This window comes from Exiguobacterium sp. s152 (genome assembly GCF_018618335.1).
In the GTDB taxonomy this organism is placed as follows: Bacteria; Bacillota; Bacilli; order Exiguobacteriales; family Exiguobacteriaceae; genus Exiguobacterium; species Exiguobacterium chiriqhucha.
In genome coordinates, this window is record NZ_JACSLX010000010.1 from 12,813 (window position 1) to 30,158 (window position 17,346).

General features: G+C 49.4%; 16 protein-coding genes and 1 other annotated feature. All 16 genes read left to right on the forward strand.

All coding sequences use genetic code 11. The features are described from left to right. Nucleotides 1–105: 105 nt before the first annotated feature. The 16 genes from rlmB to fusA all read left to right on the forward strand — a co-directional run bounded on the left by rlmB (nucleotide 106) and on the right by fusA (nucleotide 17,307). Nucleotides 106–855 (forward strand): 23S rRNA (guanosine(2251)-2'-O)-methyltransferase RlmB, encoded by a 750-nt coding sequence (rlmB, locus tag KNP72_RS13805; protein WP_029594424.1) that lies wholly within the window; start codon nucleotides 106–108, stop codon nucleotides 853–855. Then, nucleotides 852–1,379, forward strand: coding sequence for an NYN domain-containing protein (locus KNP72_RS13810; protein ID WP_214834064.1), 528 nt, complete (start codon nucleotides 852–854; stop codon nucleotides 1,377–1,379). The genes rlmB and KNP72_RS13810 overlap by 4 nt, the downstream gene beginning before the upstream one ends. A 220-nt stretch (nucleotides 1,380–1,599) precedes the next feature. Beyond that, nucleotides 1,600–2,241, forward strand: a complete 642-nt coding sequence (gene sigH, locus KNP72_RS13815) for an RNA polymerase sporulation sigma factor SigH (protein ID WP_021066589.1) — start codon at nucleotides 1,600–1,602, stop codon at nucleotides 2,239–2,241. A gap of 128 nt (nucleotides 2,242–2,369) precedes the next feature. Continuing rightward, nucleotides 2,370–2,516, forward strand: coding sequence for a 50S ribosomal protein L33 (gene rpmG, locus KNP72_RS13820; protein ID WP_214720358.1), 147 nt, complete (start codon nucleotides 2,370–2,372; stop codon nucleotides 2,514–2,516). Nucleotides 2,517–2,550: 34 nt separating this feature from the next. Then, the gene (secE, locus tag KNP72_RS13825; RefSeq protein ID WP_012727692.1) at nucleotides 2,551–2,721 is read left to right on the forward strand and encodes a preprotein translocase subunit SecE; all 171 of its coding nucleotides are present in this window, start codon (nucleotides 2,551–2,553) and stop codon (nucleotides 2,719–2,721) included. Between the two features lie 17 nt (nucleotides 2,722–2,738). Then, nucleotides 2,739–3,290, forward strand: a complete 552-nt coding sequence (gene nusG / locus KNP72_RS13830) for a transcription termination/antitermination protein NusG (RefSeq protein WP_128124035.1) — start codon at nucleotides 2,739–2,741, stop codon at nucleotides 3,288–3,290. A 147-nt stretch (nucleotides 3,291–3,437) separates the two neighbouring features. Continuing rightward, nucleotides 3,438–3,863, forward strand: a complete 426-nt coding sequence (gene rplK, locus KNP72_RS13835) for a 50S ribosomal protein L11 (RefSeq protein WP_021066593.1) — start codon at nucleotides 3,438–3,440, stop codon at nucleotides 3,861–3,863. A gap of 98 nt (nucleotides 3,864–3,961) precedes the next feature. Further along, a complete protein-coding gene (gene rplA, locus KNP72_RS13840) occupies nucleotides 3,962–4,648 on the forward strand; it encodes a 50S ribosomal protein L1 (RefSeq protein ID WP_214720359.1) in 687 nt (228 codons plus the stop codon). A 59-nt stretch (nucleotides 4,649–4,707) separates the two neighbouring features. Continuing rightward, nucleotides 4,708–4,861, forward strand: a sequence feature (ribosomal protein L10 leader region). A gap of 45 nt (nucleotides 4,862–4,906) precedes the next feature. Next, the gene (gene rplJ / locus KNP72_RS13845) at nucleotides 4,907–5,413 is read left to right on the forward strand and encodes a 50S ribosomal protein L10 (RefSeq protein WP_034781718.1); all 507 of its coding nucleotides are present in this window, start codon (nucleotides 4,907–4,909) and stop codon (nucleotides 5,411–5,413) included. Between the two features lie 59 nt (nucleotides 5,414–5,472). Next, complete coding sequence (gene rplL / locus KNP72_RS13850; protein ID WP_024372175.1) at nucleotides 5,473–5,838, forward strand: 50S ribosomal protein L7/L12; 366 nt, start codon at nucleotides 5,473–5,475, stop codon at nucleotides 5,836–5,838. 86 nt (nucleotides 5,839–5,924) lie between these two features. Then, nucleotides 5,925–6,521, forward strand: coding sequence for a class I SAM-dependent methyltransferase (locus tag KNP72_RS13855; RefSeq protein WP_214720360.1), 597 nt, complete (start codon nucleotides 5,925–5,927; stop codon nucleotides 6,519–6,521). A gap of 193 nt (nucleotides 6,522–6,714) precedes the next feature. Beyond that, nucleotides 6,715–10,263, forward strand: coding sequence for a DNA-directed RNA polymerase subunit beta (gene rpoB / locus KNP72_RS13860; RefSeq protein WP_058765118.1), 3,549 nt, complete (start codon nucleotides 6,715–6,717; stop codon nucleotides 10,261–10,263). Nucleotides 10,264–10,285: 22 nt separating this feature from the next. After that, nucleotides 10,286–13,885: a DNA-directed RNA polymerase subunit beta' gene (gene rpoC / locus KNP72_RS13865; protein WP_214720361.1), complete on the forward strand. Its 3,600-nt coding sequence runs from the start codon at nucleotides 10,286–10,288 to the stop codon at nucleotides 13,883–13,885. 288 nt (nucleotides 13,886–14,173) lie between these two features. Beyond that, entirely contained in the window at nucleotides 14,174–14,596 is a 423-nt protein-coding gene (rpsL, locus tag KNP72_RS13870) for a 30S ribosomal protein S12 (protein WP_012727683.1), read from the forward strand. Nucleotides 14,597–14,644: 48 nt separating this feature from the next. After that, nucleotides 14,645–15,112 (forward strand): 30S ribosomal protein S7, encoded by a 468-nt coding sequence (rpsG, locus tag KNP72_RS13875; RefSeq protein ID WP_021066600.1) that lies wholly within the window; start codon nucleotides 14,645–14,647, stop codon nucleotides 15,110–15,112. Nucleotides 15,113–15,228: 116 nt separating this feature from the next. After that, nucleotides 15,229–17,307: an elongation factor G gene (gene fusA / locus KNP72_RS13880; RefSeq protein WP_214720362.1), complete on the forward strand. Its 2,079-nt coding sequence runs from the start codon at nucleotides 15,229–15,231 to the stop codon at nucleotides 17,305–17,307. Nucleotides 17,308–17,346 lie beyond the last annotated feature (39 nt).

Sequence of the window (17,346 nt, forward strand, 5' to 3'; positions counted from 1 at the left end):
TTCGACCGTCCACGCGGCGAACGGAATGAACGCCCACGTGGCGAACGGAACGACCGTCCGCAACGTCAGAAACTAGAACGACCGGATTACCAAGAAGTCGATGTGATGGAAGAAGGAATCGACTTCTTATACGGGCGCAACCCGGTCATGGAAGCGCTCCGGAGCGGACGTGACATGAACAAGGTCTTCATCATGGAAGGCCAACAGAAAGGGCCGCTCGCCCAAATCATCGGGATGGCCAACGAGGCGTCAGTCCAAATCTCATTCGTCCCGAAGACGAAACTCGAGAAGATGGCCGGCAGTGAACATCACCAAGGCGTTGTCGCCGCGGTTGCCGCTTACGAATATAAGTCGGTGGAAGACATGTTCGCGCTCGCTGAGTCGAAAGGGGAGACACCGCTCTTCATCTTGCTCGATGAGCTCGAAGACCCGCACAACCTCGGTTCGATTCTTCGGACGGCGGATGCGGTCGGAGCCCACGGAATCATCATTCCGAAGCGCCGCTCGGTCGGATTGACGCAGACGGTGGCGAAAGCATCAACGGGCGCAATCGAGTACATCCCGGTCGCACGCGTCACGAACTTGACGCGGACGCTTGAAGAGTTGAAAGAAAAAGGGTTATGGGTCGTCGGGACGGACGCGAGCGAGAGCCAAGACTATCGCCGCCTCGATGGGAACATGCCACTCGTCGTTGTCATCGGCAGTGAGGGCAAAGGGATGAGCCGTCTCGTGCGCGAGTCGTGTGACTTCCTCGTCCACATGCCGATGGTCGGTCATGTCACATCGCTGAACGCCTCGGTCGCGGCCGCACTTCTATTGTATGAAGTGCATCGCTCACGTAACCCGTTGTCATGAGTATCAAGAAACGGGAACTGCTCCTCGTGGATGGGTATAACATCATTGGCGCTTGGCCACACCTTCGCAAACTGCGCGACATCGATTTTGAGAAGGCACGTACCGATTTGATTGAAGCGATGGCCGAGTATCAGGCGGTCACAGGTCGTGAAGTGACGATTGTCTTCGATGCGCATATGCGTTATGGACGAGAGTCGAAAGCGAAACAGAGTCGGATCGCGGTCATTTACACGAAAGAGAACGAGACCGCGGACGAATGGATTGAGCGACGCGCCCATGAACTCGTCGATGATCGTCTCGTCACGTTATTCGTCGCGACGAACGATTTCACCGAGCAATGGGTCATCTTCGGTCAAGGCGCCCTCCGCGTGCCCGCGGCCGAACTGCTCAAAGATTGGAAACAGGCGCAACAGTTAATCGACCAAGAACGGTCGGCGCTTGAGCAGGACCGATCCAACCGAAAAATAATCGACCTCACCCCAGACGTGCGGGCTCGATTAGAAGAAATTCGTCGTCGAAAATGAAGCGGTGACGAAACTCACGGACGAGTTCATGAAATGGACTCGTCTTTGTTTTTAATTTGACATTTTTTTGAAAAGAAATGTTGTATACTATTACTTGTATGAGTTACACGAATTGTAATTGACGGAATTTTTAGAATTTTATTTGACGGTCGTTTTAAACGGCGCCTATAATGAGAGCACAAACTTACATAAGTTCATCAATCGCCGGGGGGTAGGAAACATGAACGGATGGCCATACGAGCAGTTTGAAAACATGTCCGACGAAGAGCTCGTCTTTCTTGCGCGTAACGAAGGGGATAGCGACGCTCTTGAGTTTTTGATTGAACGTTACCGATATTTCGTACGGGCGAAGGCGCGGTCTTACTTTTTGATCGGTGCCGACCATGAGGATATCGTCCAAGAAGGGATGATCGGTCTGTATAAAGGGGTACGAGACTATCGGGACGAACGGCTCGCCTCGTTCAAAAGTTTTGCTGAGATGTGCATCACGCGTCAAATGATCACTGCCATTAAAACGGCGACACGTCAAAAACATATTCCGCTCAACTCTTACGTCTCGCTCGATAAGCCGATTTTTGACGACGAGTCGGACCGGACGCTACTTGATGTGATTTTGCCGCCGCATCCGACGGACCCGCAAGATCTGCTCGTCACGCGTGAAGAGCAACTGTTCATGGAAGAAAAGATGGAAGAGCTCCTGAGTGACTTGGAACGAAAAGTGTTACGTCTTTATTTGGACGGCCGTTCGTATCAAGAAATCTCAGACGACCTCGACCGTCACGTGAAGTCGATTGATAACGCGTTACAGCGCGTGAAGAAAAAGTTTGAGCGGCATGTCGACGTCAAAACGCTGACGAGCTAACCGATATTGACCGCACGCCTCCTATGTGATACTTTTAAGGCAGCGCCTTGTCCGTAGACGCCATTTACAGGAGGCGTTTTTTTTTCGCTCTTTTTTAGTGGGAGAGCTGTCGAAAGGGGCGCTTATGAATGGCAAAGAAAGTAAGTCTCGCGTGTTCGGATTGCGGAGCGAACGGTTACTCGACCGTGAAGCAAGACGACGTGACGACGCGGCTCGAACTGAAAAAGTTCTGTCGTCGTTGCAATGCACATACGACACATCGAGAATCAAAGTAACGTAGATTGGCATTCAACGTAGGAGGAAGCTACCATGAACTTTTTGCGCGATGTATGGAAAGAGTTAAAGAAAACGAGTTGGCCGACTCGTAAAGAGCTCACAAAATATACCATCACGGTCATCGCGACGGTCGTCGTGATCGGCCTGTTCGTGTTCGGCGTAGATACTGGTGTCAGTTATCTCGTCAACCTATTGATTAACTAAGGAAAGAGGTGAAAGCCGTGGAGAAACAATGGTTTGTTGTCCAGACGTATTCTGGATTTGAAAACAACGTCAAAGAAAACCTAGAACGTCGAATCGGTTCGATGAACATGGAAGATAAAATTTTCCGCGTCCTCGTTCCGACTGAAACAACGCAAGAAGAAGTCACGCTCAAGAGTGGCGAGAAGAAGATTAAAGAAAAAGAAGTGAAAAGCTTCCCAGGTTACGTCTTCGTCGAAATGATCATGACGGATGATTCATGGTATGTCGTTCGGAACACACCGAACGTCACAGGCTTCCTCGGTTCGACGGGCGGCGGCGCTAAGCCGATTCCGCTTCAACCGGACGAAGTGACGAACGTCTTGTCACAGATGGGTCTCATCGAGAAGAAAGATCGTTACAACTACGAACTCGGCGACCTCGTCCGTGTCAAAGAAGGCGCATTTGAGAACTTCGAAGGAACGATTGATGAAATCGAAGCCGAGAAAGAGAAGCTCAAAGTTGTCGTTGACATGTTCGGCCGTGAAACAAAAATTGAACTTGATTTCGAACAAGTTCAGAAAATTAACTAAACCCACTTGCCATTCTCGGGAACGGATGGTACAATCGGAAATGTTTGATGTTGTGCTTTATTTCGGTACAAACTCGACCTAATAGATTGAGTGGGAGGGCGCACAACGTCCAAGAAACCACATTTTAGACTTAAGGAGGTGTGTCTCGTGGCGAAAAAAGTTACTAAACTCGTTAAACTTCAAATCCCAGCTGGTAAAGCTAACCCAGCACCACCAGTAGGACCAGCACTTGGTCAAGCAGGTGTTAACATCATGGGATTCTGTAAAGAGTTCAACGCTCGTACACAAGACCAAGCCGGATTGATTATTCCTGTAGTCATTACGGTATACGAAGATCGTTCGTTTACATTCATTACGAAAACTCCACCAGCTGCAGTTCTTTTGAAGAAAGCTGCTGGTATCGAGAGCGGTTCTGGTGAACCAAACCGTAAGAAGGTAGCAACGGTTAAGCGTGATAAAGTTCGCGAAATCGCTGAACTTAAAATGCCTGACCTTAACGCGTCGTCTGTTGAAACAGCGATGCTTATGGTTGAAGGTACTGCGCGTAGTATGGGTATTGTAATCGAAGACTAATTTATTAGTCTCTGGGATTGTCGGTGAATATTACGCTCACCTTCAATCCCTTCATTATGTGGGAGGAAATTCCGCTAACCACAAGGAGGAAAAGAATCATGGGTAAAAAACACCAAGAAGCAGCTAAGCTTGTTGATCGCATGAAGTCATACGAACTCGCTGAGGCCGTTGAACTCGTTCAAAAAACAGCTACTGCTAAATTCGATGAAACAATCGAAGTTGCTGTCCGTCTCGGCGTAGATCCGAAGAAAGCGGACCAACAAATCCGCGGTGCCGTCGTACTTCCACACGGTACTGGTAAAACACAAAAAGTTCTCGTCTTCGCAAAAGGCGAAAAAGTTAAAGAAGCTGAAGCGGCTGGCGCTGACTATGTCGGTGACTCTGAGTTCATCACTAAAATCCAACAAGGATGGTTCGACTTCGATGTAATCGTTGCGACACCTGACATGATGGGCGAAGTTGGTAAACTTGGTCGCGTTCTCGGACCTAAAGGCCTCATGCCTAACCCGAAAACAGGCACAGTTACGTTTGATGTGACGAAAGCAATCGCTGACATCAAAGCTGGTAAAGTAGAGTACCGCGTTGACAAAGCCGGTAACATCCACGTACCAGTTGGTAAGAAATCGTTTGAAGCAACGAAACTCTCTGAGAACATCGAGACAATCATCGAGACGCTCATGAAAGTGAAGCCTGCTACTGCAAAAGGAACTTACCTTAAAAACATCGCGCTTTCTTCGACAATGGGTCCTGGGATCCGTGTCGCGACTGCCGACTTCATCAAGTAATCTACTTGAAATAAACTGTTGACAACGTGTGATACCGCTGTTAAAGTAATACACGTTCAACCGAATATGTTGGATTACCGTAGACAGAAGGTGGACATCGGTCCGTAAACCCTTCCGAGGTGTCTTTGCTCGAACTTGAGCCTGTTGTCACAGGTTTACTTTCAAACAATTACGCCCTCGTATGTCTTCATACGAGGGATTTCTTTTTGAAGAGCAGCCTCTCGTCCGGTATAAGAAATGACTAGGAGGTGCAAACACATGGCAAGCGAAAAAATCGTATCTCAGAAATCGGCACTCGTCGATGAAATCGCTGAGAAAATGCAAGCAAGCGTTGGGACAATCGTTGTTGACTACCGTGGACTTACAGTTGAAGAAGTGACTACACTCCGTAAATCACTCCGTGACGCTGGAATCGAGTTCAAAGTATACAAAAACGGTCTCCTTCGCCGCGCAGCAGTTCAGTCGAACTTCGAAGGTCTTGACGAAGTCTTCACTGGCCCTACAGCAATCGCGTTCTCGAACGAAGACGTTGTAGCTCCAGCGAAGATCTTGAACGACTTCTCGAAAGAGCACAAAGCGCTCGAATTGAAAGGCGGAATCATCGAAGGCAAAGTGACTTCACTTGAAGAAGTTAAAGCCCTTGCAGAACTTCCATCACGCGATGGTCTTCTCTCGATGCTTCTCAGCGTCCTTCAAGCTCCAATCCGTGGGCTCGCAGTCGCAACAAACGCAATCGCAGAACAAAAAGAAGAGCAAACTGCTTAATTTTTGTCTCGTAGCGTAACTAAAACCAATCTTTACAACATCAAAGGAGGAAAACCATAATGGCTTTCAACAAAGAGCAATTCATCGAAGACCTCAAATCAATGACGGTTCTCGAACTTAACGAACTCGTAAAAACAATCGAAGAAGAATTCGGCGTATCAGCAGCAGCTCCAGTAGCAGTTGCAGGCGCAGGCGCAGCAGCAGCTGAAGAGCAAACTGAATTCGACGTAATCCTCACAAACGCTGGCGCTGGTAAAATCAACGTCATCAAAGCGGTACGTGAACTTACAGGCCTCGGTCTTAAAGAAGCGAAAGCACTCGTTGACGGAACTCCAGCTCCAGTCAAAGAAGGCGTTTCTAAAGAAGATGCAGACGCAGTCAAAGCTAAGCTTGAAGAAGCTGGCGCAACTGTCGAAGTTAAGTAATCTAACTTTTACTTCTACAACCTATAGAAGCTCGCTATGGCGAGCTTCTTTTATTTCCTTGAAGAGTGGGTTAGGAGGTTCAATGCATGGGAGATCATTACTATACGAACGACCCTAGTTCGAAAAGTGCCCCTGAGACATGGACGTTTGAGTTGCGAGGGAAGACATATCGCTTCACCTCGGACCGCGGCGTGTTCTCGAAAGGATCGGTCGATTTTGGGTCACGTCTCTTAATCGAATCATTTGAAGTGCCCGATGTTGAAGGACGCATTTTAGATGTGGGCTGCGGCTACGGTCCGATGGGGATCTCGCTTGCCGACGCCTCTGGGCGTGAAGCACTCCTCGTCGACGTGAACGAGCGAGCGCTTGCCTTGTCAGAGCAAAACGCCGCCCAAAATGGGGTGACGATTGAGACGCGACTCAGCCACGCTTATGACGGAGTCGGTGATGAACAGTTCGCCGCAATCGTGACCAATCCGCCGATTCGGGCCGGGAAGCAAGTGGTCCACATGATTTTGCGCGATGCGTATACACACCTTGTCGTAGGTGGAGCGCTCTACGTCGTTATTCAAAAGAAACAAGGAGCGCCTTCTGCCAAGAAGTTGCTTGAAGATGTGTTCGGTCAAGTCGAGACGGTTGCGAAAGAAAAGGGCTATTTCATTTTCCGGGCAATTCGCTCTTGACAAACGGTGAAGTCTTGTTGACTCGCTATAACGTATATGCTAACATTATAAAATGCCATTGGAATGGAATTCGCTTTGAACTGCCGCGTTTGCCGCTTTTTAGACGCGGAAAAGAGGCGACATTCAATGACAATGTTCGATTATTACGCCCGAAAAATTCGATAGAGAATTGGGGGTCTGAGAGGTGAATCAGTTGACTGGTCAACTTGTTCAGTACGGTCGTCACCGTCAGAGAAGAAGCTTTGCCCGTATCAGTGAGGTATTAGAGCTTCCGAATTTGATTGAAATTCAAACTGCTTCTTACGAGTGGTTCTTGCGTGAAGGATTGAAAGAGATGTTTACGGACATTTCGCCAATCTCCGACTTCACCGGAAACCTCGTGCTCGAGTTCATCGACTATTCGCTCAGTGAGCCGAAGTATTCGATCGATGAGTCGAAGGAGCGAGACGTAACTTACTCTGCACCATTGCGCGTAAAAGTACGTTTGCAAAACAAAGAGACAGGTGAGCTCAAAGAACAAGAAGTGTTCATGGGGGATTTCCCGCTCATGACAGAATCGGGAACGTTTATCATTAACGGTGCAGAACGCGTTATCGTTTCCCAGCTCGTTCGTTCACCAAGCGTTTATTACAACGCGAAACTCGATAAAAACGGTAAGCGTGGCTTCGGAGCGACTGTTATTCCGAACCGTGGTGCATGGCTCGAACTTGAGACAGACGCCAAAGATATCGTTTACGTTCGTATTGACCGTACCCGCAAAATCCCGGTAACGGTGTTGTTGCGTGCCCTCGGGTTCGGTACGGACCAAGAGATTATCGACCTTCTCGGGGATGACGAGTATCTTCGTAACACCCTTGAAAAAGATAATACAGAATCAACAGAAAAAGCGTTAATCGAAATTTACGAGCGTCTCCGCCCTGGTGAACCACCAACGGTTGAGAACGCGAAGTCACTTCTCGTTTCTCGTTTCTTCGACCCAAAACGTTACGACCTCGCAAACGTCGGTCGCTACAAGATGAACAAAAAACTTCATCTTAAAAACCGTCTCTTCGGTCAAAAATTGGCCGAGACGCTCGTTGACCCAGAAACAGGCGAAGTCATCGCTGAAGCTGGAACTGTGCTCGATCGTCGCAACCTTGACCGCGTTCTTCCACACTTGGAGAACGGCCTCGGTTATATGGATGCTGAGCCGACAGGCGGCGTCGCTGAAGGTGAACCGTTCGGTCTTCAATCGATCAAAGTAATCTCACCAGATGACCCAGATGGAGAGCGTATCTTGAACATTATCGGTAACGGCAATATCGACCGCAGCGTGAAACACATCACGCCGGCTGATATCATCGCATCGATCAACTACTTCTTTAACTTACTACATGAAGTCGGAACAACAGATGACATCGACCACTTAGGAAACCGTCGTCTTCGTTCAGTCGGAGAACTTCTCCAAAACCAATTCCGGATCGGGCTTTCTCGTATGGAACGTGTCGTTAAAGAACGGATGTCGATTCAAGATCAAAACGCGATCACACCACAGGCGTTAATCAACATTCGCCCGGTAATCGCGTCGCTGAAAGAGTTCTTCGGTAGTTCGCAATTGTCACAGTTCATGGACCAAACAAACCCGCTCGCAGAGCTCACGCACAAGCGTCGTCTCTCTGCACTTGGACCGGGTGGTTTGACACGTGAACGTGCCGGTTTCGAAGTTCGAGACGTTCACTATTCGCACTACGGTCGGATGTGTCCAATCGAAACGCCAGAAGGACCAAACATCGGTCTCATCAACTCGCTTTCGTCTTATGCGAAAGTAAACGAGTACGGCTTCATTGAAGCTCCGTACCGTCGAGTCGACCCTGAAACAGGTCTCGTCACGAGCGAGATTCAATATATGACGGCGGATGAAGAAGATCTCTACGTCGTCGCCCAGGCGAACATGCCGCTCACAGAAGAAGGCGGATTCGCCAACGAACAAGTCCTTTGCCGTTTCCGCGGACAAAACTTGTCAGTTGAGCCGAACCGAGTCGATTATATGGACGTTTCGCCGAAACAGGTTGTTTCTGCCGCAACGGCATGTATCCCGTTCCTTGAGAACGATGACTCGAACCGTGCCCTCATGGGAGCGAACATGCAACGTCAAGCTGTACCACTTCTTCAACCAGATTCACCGATTATCGGTACTGGGATGGAGTATGTGTCAGCGAAAGACTCTGGGGCCGCGATTATCGCGAAATTCCCAGGTGTCGTCGAGCGTGTCACAGCGCGTGAAATCTTGGTCCGCCGCACGTCTGACGTGAACGGTTCTGAGGTATCAGGTGACCTTGACCGCTATAAACTTCAAAAGTATGTCCGTTCGAACCAAGGGACATGCTACAACCAGAAGCCGATCATCGCTGCTGGCGACCGTGTCGAAAAAGGAGAAATCCTTGCTGACGGTCCGTCGATGGATATGGGTGAGCTCGCGCTCGGCCGTAACGTCGTCGTCGCCTTCATGACATGGGACGGTTACAACTATGAGGATGCGATCATCATGAGTGAACGCCTCGTGAAAGATGACGTGTACACATCGATTCATATCGAAGAGTACGAGTCAGAATCACGCGACACGAAACTCGGACCTGAGGAAATCACACGTGATATTCCAAACGTCGGGGATGACGCACTTCGCAACTTGGACGACCGTGGGATCATCCGCATCGGTGCGGAAGTCAAGGATGGCGATATCCTCGTCGGTAAAGTTACGCCTAAAGGTGTGACTGAATTGACGGCGGAAGAGCGTCTCTTGCACGCGATCTTCGGTGAGAAGGCACGTGAAGTCCGTGATACGTCACTCCGTGTACCAAACGGCGGCGACGGCATCATCTTGGACGTCAAAGTGTTCGACCGTGAAAACGGTGACGAACTCTCACCAGGCGTGAACCAAATGGTTCGTGTCTACATCGTTCAAAAACGTAAGATTCACGAAGGTGATAAGATGGCGGGACGTCACGGTAACAAAGGTGTTATCTCGCGCATTCTCCCTGAAGAAGACATGCCATACATGCCGGACGGCACACCGATTGACATCATGCTTAACCCACTAGGTGTACCATCACGGATGAACATCGGTCAGGTACTCGAACTCCACCTTGGAATGGCGGCTAAAAAGCTCGGCATCAAAGTGGCGACACCTGTATTCGATGGTGCGCGTGAGGAAGACGTATGGGCAACGATTGAAGAAGCTGGAATGGACAAAGATGCCAAGACTCGTCTCTACGACGGTCGTACTGGTGAACCGTTCGATAACCGCGTCTCGGTCGGTGTCATGTATATGATCAAACTCGCGCACATGGTTGACGATAAACTTCACGCTCGTTCGACAGGACCATACTCGCTCGTCACGCAACAACCGCTCGGTGGTAAAGCACAGTTCGGTGGACAGCGTTTTGGTGAGATGGAAGTATGGGCACTTGAAGCGTACGGCGCAGCCTACACGCTCCAAGAGATCCTTACAATCAAGTCGGATGACACGGTTGGTCGTGTGAAAGCATACGAGGCCATCGTGAAAGGTGAGAGCGTTCCGAAAGCGGGCGTTCCTGAGTCATTCCGCGTCTTGATTAAAGAGCTCCAAGCGCTCGGTATGGAAGTCAAGATGATGTCTGCGGACGATGAAGAAGTTGAAATGAAAGATGAAGATGACGACAACATCCCGAACGCAACATCGGCGTTAGAACAAGTCGTTCAACCGACTGTTACGGAAGAGGAATAAGGCGAAAAGGGAGGTCGGCCCCTTGGTAGATGTTAATCGATTTGAATATATGAAAATCGGCTTGGCTTCACCCGAGAAGATCCGTTCGTGGTCTTACGGGGAAGTCAAAAAGCCGGAAACGATCAACTATCGTACACTTAAACCAGAGAAGGACGGATTGTTCTGTGAACGAATCTTCGGTCCTACGAAAGACTGGGAATGTTACTGCGGGAAATACAAACGAATCCGTTATAAAGGAGTCATTTGTGACCGTTGTGGCGTTGAAGTGACGAAAGCGAAAGTGCGTCGCGAGCGTATGGGCCATATCGAGCTCGCGGCACCAGTTTCGCACATCTGGTACTTCAAAGGGATTCCAAGCCGAATGGGGCTTGTTCTCGATATGTCACCTCGTGCGCTCGAAGAAGTAATCTACTTCGCGTCGTACGTTGTGACGGAGCCAGGTGATACTCCGCTTGAGAAGAAACAACTTCTCTCGGAAAAAGAATACCGTCTCTACCGTGAAAAATACGGCAGCGACTTCAGAGCAGACATGGGTGCAGAAGCGATCCGTACACTCCTTCAAGACGTTCAACTCGAGAAGGAAGTCGGAGAACTCCGCGAAGAATTGAAGACGGTTCAAGGCCAACGTCGTACACGTGCGATTAAACGTCTTGAAGTGCTCGATGCGTTCTTCACGTCAGGCAATGATCCAGATTGGATGATTCTTGAAGTACTTCCTGTCATTCCGCCAGAGCTTCGCCCGATGGTGCAGCTCGACGGTGGACGCTTTGCGACATCTGACTTGAACGATTTGTATCGTCGAGTCATCAACCGGAACAACCGTCTCAAACGTTTGCTCGATCTCGGCGCGCCGAACATCATCGTGCAAAACGAGAAGCGTATGCTTCAAGAAGCGGTTGACGCCCTCATCGACAACGGTCGTCGTGGTCGTCCGGTCACAGGACCAGGTAACCGTCCCCTCAAATCACTTTCACATATGTTGAAAGGGAAACAAGGTCGTTTCCGTCAAAACCTTCTTGGTAAACGGGTCGACTATTCAGGACGTTCGGTTATCGTCGTTGGTCCGAACTTGAAGATGTACCAATGTGGTCTCCCGAAAGAGATGGCCCTTGAACTCTTCAAACCGTTCGTGATGAAAGAACTTGTCGGTCGCGGCATCGCGTCGAACATCAAGAACGCCAAACGTAAGATTGAGAAGATGCAACCAGAAATCTGGGGCGTCCTCGAAGAAGTCATTCGTGAGCATCCGGTTCTCTTGAACCGTGCCCCAACGCTTCACCGCCTAGGGATTCAAGCTTTCGAACCGATTCTCGTCGAAGGTCGCGCGATTCGCCTTCACCCGCTCGTATGTACGGCTTACAACGCCGACTTCGATGGTGACCAAATGGCGGTTCACGTACCACTTTCTGCTGAAGCACAAGCGGAAGCTCGTCTTCTCATGCTCGCAGCGCAAAACATCTTGAACCCGAAAGACGGAAAACCAGTTGTTACACCATCGCAGGATATGGTCCTCGGTAACTACTACATCTCGCTTGAACGCGACGATGCCGTCGGACAAGGGAAAATTTTGTCGAACGTGAACGAAGCGCTCATCGCGTATCAAAATGGCTATGTCCACTTGCATACACGTGTCGCTCTTCCAGCACGTACGCTCAACAACCCAACGTTCACAGATGAGCAAAACGAGAAATTGTTGATCACAACGGTCGGTAAGATGATCTTTAACGAGATCTTGCCGAACACGTTCCCATACTTGAACGAGCCGACGATGGAAAACTTGCAGGAAGCAACGCCTGACAAGTACTTCATCGACAAAGGTGCCAACGTGGCGGAAGAAATCGCCTCACGTCCTTTGGTCGAACCGTTCAAAAAAGGATTCCTTGGAAAAGTCATCGCGGAAGTGTTCCAGAAGTTTGAAACGACTGAAACGAGCCGCATGCTTGACCGGATGAAAGATCTCGGCTTCAAACACTCGACGAAAGCCGGTGTGACGGTCGGAATCGCTGATATCATCGTTCTTCCGGACAAACAAGAGATCCTTGATGAAGCGCAAACTCAAGTCGATCAAATCATGAAGTCATTCCGTCGCGGTCTCATCACTGAAGATGAGCGTTACGAGCGCGTTGTACGCTCTTGGAACGAAGCGAAGGATGAGATTCAATCACGATTGATGAAATCCCTCAATCGCTTGAACCCAATCTTCATGATGTCTGACTCAGGTGCCCGTGGTAACGCGTCCAACTTCACGCAGCTCGCAGGGATGCGTGGTTTGATGGCCGCTCCATCTGGCCGCATCATCGAACTTCCGATCAAATCTTCATTCCGTGAAGGTCTGACGGTACAAGAGTACTTCATCTCGACGCACGGTGCGCGTAAAGGTCTTGCCGATACAGCCCTTAAGACGGCTGACTCAGGTTACTTGACGCGTCGCCTTGTAGACGTAGCCCAAGATGTCATCATCCGTGAAGAAGATTGTGGAACGGACCGCGGTATCCGCGTCGCCGCCCTCCGCGAAGGCACGGAAGAAATCGAAAACTTGTATGACCGCCTCGTCGGCCGTACAGCGTTCGAGACAGTGGCACATCCGGAAACGGGTGAAGTCATGGTCGAGAAGAACCAATTGATTACCGAAGATCTCGCTCGCGACATCGTCGATGCTGGAATCGAACGAGTTGAAATCCGTACAGCCTTTACATGTAACACGTCACACGGCGTATGTAAGAAATGTTACGGCCGCAACTTGGCGACTGGCTCGAACGTTGAAGTCGGCGAAGCTGTCGGAATCATCGCCGCGCAATCAATCGGTGAGCCAGGAACGCAGCTTACAATGCGTACCTTCCACACAGGTGGGGTAGCCGGAGATGATATCACACAAGGTCTTCCACGTATCCAAGAGGTATTCGAGGCACGTAACCCGAAAGGGCAAGCGGTCATCTCGGAAATTCCTGGTACGGTCATCGACTTTACAGAATCGCGTGACAAGCGTGAACTCACGGTCGAAGGACTCAGTGAGACACGTACGTACACGATTCCGTTCGGAGCACGTCTTCGTGTTCAAATCGGAGATACAGTAGAAGCTGGAGAAGTCTTCACGGAAGGTTCGATCGATCCGAAAGAATTGCTCGCCGTCCGTGGTGTATCTGGTGTTCAAAACTATCTTCTCCAAGAAGTACAAAAAGTTTACCGCATGCAAGGGGTAGAAATCGGCGACAAACACGTCGAAGTCATGGTTCGCCAAATGCTTCGTCGCGTCAAAGTCATCGAGTCTGGTGACACGCCGCTTCTCCCTGGTTCGCTCGTCGACATCAGCGTCTTCAAAGAAGCGTGTAAAGATACGCTTCGCGAAGGCAAGAGCCCGGCCACAGCGAAACCGGTCCTTCTCGGAATCACAAAAGCGTCGCTCGAGACAGATTCGTTCCTCTCGGCCGCTTCGTTCCAAGAAACGACTCGTGTGTTGACAGATGCTGCCATCAAAGGCAAGCGCGACTATCTCCTCGGACTCAAAGAGAACGTCATCATCGGGAAACTCGTTCCAGCTGGTACTGGGATGCCGGTTTACCGTGATGTTAATCTCAAAGAAGAAGAGTCGAAAGCCGTTCTCGAAGACACGACGGTAGAATAAAAACGTCTTGACAGCATGGGTTGGCGGTGCTACTATGATTTAGTGCCGCCAATCGGTTGTTGTCGATGACAACGGTGTCCAGCAGTCGGCAAGCTACTTGGACGTCACCCGATCTTTCTCCGGAAAGGTTTGGCTGCTATTATTGCCACTTTCAAGGTATAACTCACGTTTTTGCGAGGTCATGGAATGCCTACGCCTCGTAAAAGCGTTTCGTTATGACCTTAAATGAACCACCCGGGTCGGTGGGTCTAGAAAATAGCATAATTCAGGAAGGGAGGATCTTCAAAGATGCCTACTATCAACCAGTTAGTCCGTAAAGGACGTAAATCGAAAGTCGTTAAATCTGACTCTCCAGCACTTAACAAAGGTTACAACAGTTTCATCAAGTCACAAACTAACGTGAGCTCGCCACAGAAACGTGGTGTTTGTACACGTGTTGGTACAATGACTCCGAAGAAACCGAACTCGGCATTACGTAAGTATGCTCGTGTTCGTTTGACTAACCAAATCGAAGTGACTGCGTACATTCCAGGTATTGGCCACAACCTTCAAGAGCACAGCGTTGTTCTTATCCGTGGAGGACGTGTAAAAGACTTACCAGGGGTACGTTACCACATCGTTCGTGGTGCGCTTGACACTGCAGGTGTTGACGGACGTATGCAAGGCCGTTCTAAATACGGTACGAAACGTCCGAAAGCTGCGAAGAAGTAATTCTCGCGAAACTAAAAACTACTGAAATTTTGAAAGGAGGGTACTCGGATGCGTAAAAACCGTGCAGAACGTCGTGACGTTATCGCAGATCCGATCTACAACTCGAAATTGGTAACTCGCCTCATTAACCGTGTCATGTTAGACGGTAAAAAAGGTACAGCTCAAACTATCATTTACAACGCATTTGGCCTCATCGCTGAACGCTCAGGCAAAGAGCCTATGGAAGTGTTCGAAGAAGCAATGAACAACATCATGCCTGTACTTGAAGTTAAAGCTCGCCGTGTTGGTGGAGCAAACTACCAAGTTCCTGTTGAAGTTCGTCCAGAGCGCCGTACGACACTTGGTCTTCGTTACCTCGTGAACTACGCTCGTCTCCGCAACGAGAAAACGATGGAGCAACGTATCGCGAACGAAATCATGGATGCAGCCAATAACACTGGTGCGTCTGTTAAGAAACGCGAAGACATGCATAAGATGGCAGAAGCGAACAAAGCGTTTGCTCACTATCGTTGGTAAGTTAAACGTAAAGACCACTCCACGTCACCAAGCGGTGGCTTAATGGAGTGGCTTTCGGGTATAATCATATCGTGTGCCAGCACACGAAAAACACATGCGGAAGGAGAATACCCAGTATGGCAAGAGAATTCTCCCTAAAGAATACTCGTAACATCGGGATCATGGCTCACATCGATGCCGGTAAGACGACAACAACTGAACGTATTCTTTATTACACAGGTCGTATCCACAAGATTGGTGAAACTCATGAAGGAGCTTCACAAATGGACTGGATGGAGCAGGAGCAAGAGCGTGGAATCACGATCACTTCTGCAGCGACAACTGCACAGTGGAATGGCCACCGTGTAAACATCATCGATACACCTGGACACGTAGACTTCACAGTTGAAGTTGAACGTTCACTCCGTGTACTTGATGGCGCTGTTGCGGTACTTGACGCTCAGTCAGGTGTTGAACCACAGACAGAAACTGTATGGCGTCAAGCGACGACTTACGGTGTTCCACGTGTCGTATTCGTCAACAAGATGGATAAGATCGGTGCGGACTTCTTGTACTCGGTGAAAACACTTCACGAACGTTTACACGCAAACGCACATCCAATCCAACTTCCAATCGGTGCGGAAGATGAATTCAAAGGAATCATCGACCTCGTTGAGAAGAAGACATACATGTACACGAACGACCTCGGTACTGACATCGAAGTAACGGATGGCTACCCAGCTGACATGGCTGACGAAGCTGAAGAACTTCGCGGTCAATTGATCGAAGCGGTTGCTGACTACAACGAAGAGTTGATGATGAAATACCTCGAAGGCGAAGAAATCTCAATCGAAGAACTCAAAGCTGGTATCCGTCAAGCAACACTCAGCGTAGAATTCTACCCTGTACTCGTTGGTTCTGCCTTCAAAAACAAAGGTGTTCAATTGATGTTGGACGCTGTTGTTGATTACCTCCCATCACCACTTGATGTTGAGTCAATCAAAGGTGTTAACCTCGACACAGAAGAAGAAATCACGCGTGAGCCTTCTGACGAAGCTCCCTTCTCGGCACTTGCGTTCAAAGTCATGACGGATCCTTACGTCGGTAAATTGACGTTCTTCCGCGTGTACTCTGGTACAGCACAAGCTGGTTCGTATGTGAAGAACTCGACTAAAGGTAAGCGTGAGCGCCTCGGTCGTATCCTTCAAATGCACGCGAACAGCCGTGAAGAAATTCCAATGGTATACGCTGGTGACATCGCCGCTGCCGTTGGTCTTAAAGATACTACGACTGGTGATACGCTTTGCTCAGAGAAAGACAACGTCGTTCTCGAGTCAATGACATTCCCAGAACCAGTTATCTCGGTCGCGATCGAGCCTAAATCGAAAGCCGACCAAGACAAGATGGGTCAAGCCCTCGCGAAACTCGCAGAAGAGGATCCAACTTTCCGCACTGAAACAAACCAAGAGACTGGTCAAACGATCATCTCTGGTATGGGTGAGCTTCACCTTGATATCCTCGTTGACCGTATGCGTCGCGAATTCAAAGTAGAAGCTAACGTTGGTGCACCACAAGTTGCTTACCGTGAGACAATCCGTGGCGCTGCGAAGATCGATTCGAAATTCGTACGTCAATCAGGTGGACGCGGTCAGTACGGTCACGTTGTCGTAGAATTCGAGCCGAACGAAGAAGGCGCTGGATTCGCATTCGAGAACAAGATCGTCGGTGGTGTTGTACCACGTGAATACGTCCCAGCTGTTCAGAACGGGATTGAAGAAGCTCTCGAAAACGGTATCCTCGCTGGTTACCCAGTAGTTGACGTTAAAGCTGCCCTCGTCTTCGGATCGTACCACGATGTCGACTCGAACGAGATGGCGTTTAAAGTTGCTGCTTCGATGGCGGTTAAACAACTTAAGGAACAAGCGAAAGCTGTCATCCTTGAGCCAATGATGCGTGTTGAAGTTGTCATCCCAGAAGAATACTTGGGAGACATCATGGGTGACGTCACGTCACGCCGTGGACGCGTAGAAGGTATGGAAGCACGCGGTAACGCTCAAGTCGTTAAAGCAATGGTTCCACTTTCAGAAATGTTTGGATATGCGACATCGCTTCGTTCACGTACGCAAGGACGCGGAACGTACTCGATGCACTTCGATCACTACGAAGAAGTACCGAAGTCAATCGCAGAAGAAATCATCAAAAAAGCGAACGGCTAATAACGGTTGTAACGCTTAATTGATTGTTGTAAGCTAAGG

Bases quoted from the DNA above. Each gene is read 5' to 3' on its own strand.
- rlmB (WP_029594424.1), top strand. From the start codon at position 106: ATGGAAGAAGGAATCGACTTCTTATACGGGCGCAACCCGGTCATGGAA.
- KNP72_RS13810 (WP_214834064.1), top strand. From the start codon at position 852: ATGAGTATCAAGAAACGGGAACTGCTCCTCGTGGATGGGTATAACATC.
- sigH (WP_021066589.1), top strand. From the start codon at position 1,600: ATGAACGGATGGCCATACGAGCAGTTTGAAAACATGTCCGACGAAGAG.
- rpmG (WP_214720358.1), top strand. From the start codon at position 2,370: ATGGCAAAGAAAGTAAGTCTCGCGTGTTCGGATTGCGGAGCGAACGGT.
- secE (WP_012727692.1), top strand. From the start codon at position 2,551: ATGAACTTTTTGCGCGATGTATGGAAAGAGTTAAAGAAAACGAGTTGG.
- rplA (WP_214720359.1), top strand. From the start codon at position 3,962: ATGGGTAAAAAACACCAAGAAGCAGCTAAGCTTGTTGATCGCATGAAG.
- rplJ (WP_034781718.1), top strand. From the start codon at position 4,907: ATGGCAAGCGAAAAAATCGTATCTCAGAAATCGGCACTCGTCGATGAA.
- rplL (WP_024372175.1), top strand. From the start codon at position 5,473: ATGGCTTTCAACAAAGAGCAATTCATCGAAGACCTCAAATCAATGACG.
- KNP72_RS13855 (WP_214720360.1), top strand. From the start codon at position 5,925: ATGGGAGATCATTACTATACGAACGACCCTAGTTCGAAAAGTGCCCCT.
- rpsL (WP_012727683.1), top strand. From the start codon at position 14,174: ATGCCTACTATCAACCAGTTAGTCCGTAAAGGACGTAAATCGAAAGTC.
- rpsG (WP_021066600.1), top strand. From the start codon at position 14,645: ATGCGTAAAAACCGTGCAGAACGTCGTGACGTTATCGCAGATCCGATC.
- fusA (WP_214720362.1), top strand. From the start codon at position 15,229: ATGGCAAGAGAATTCTCCCTAAAGAATACTCGTAACATCGGGATCATG.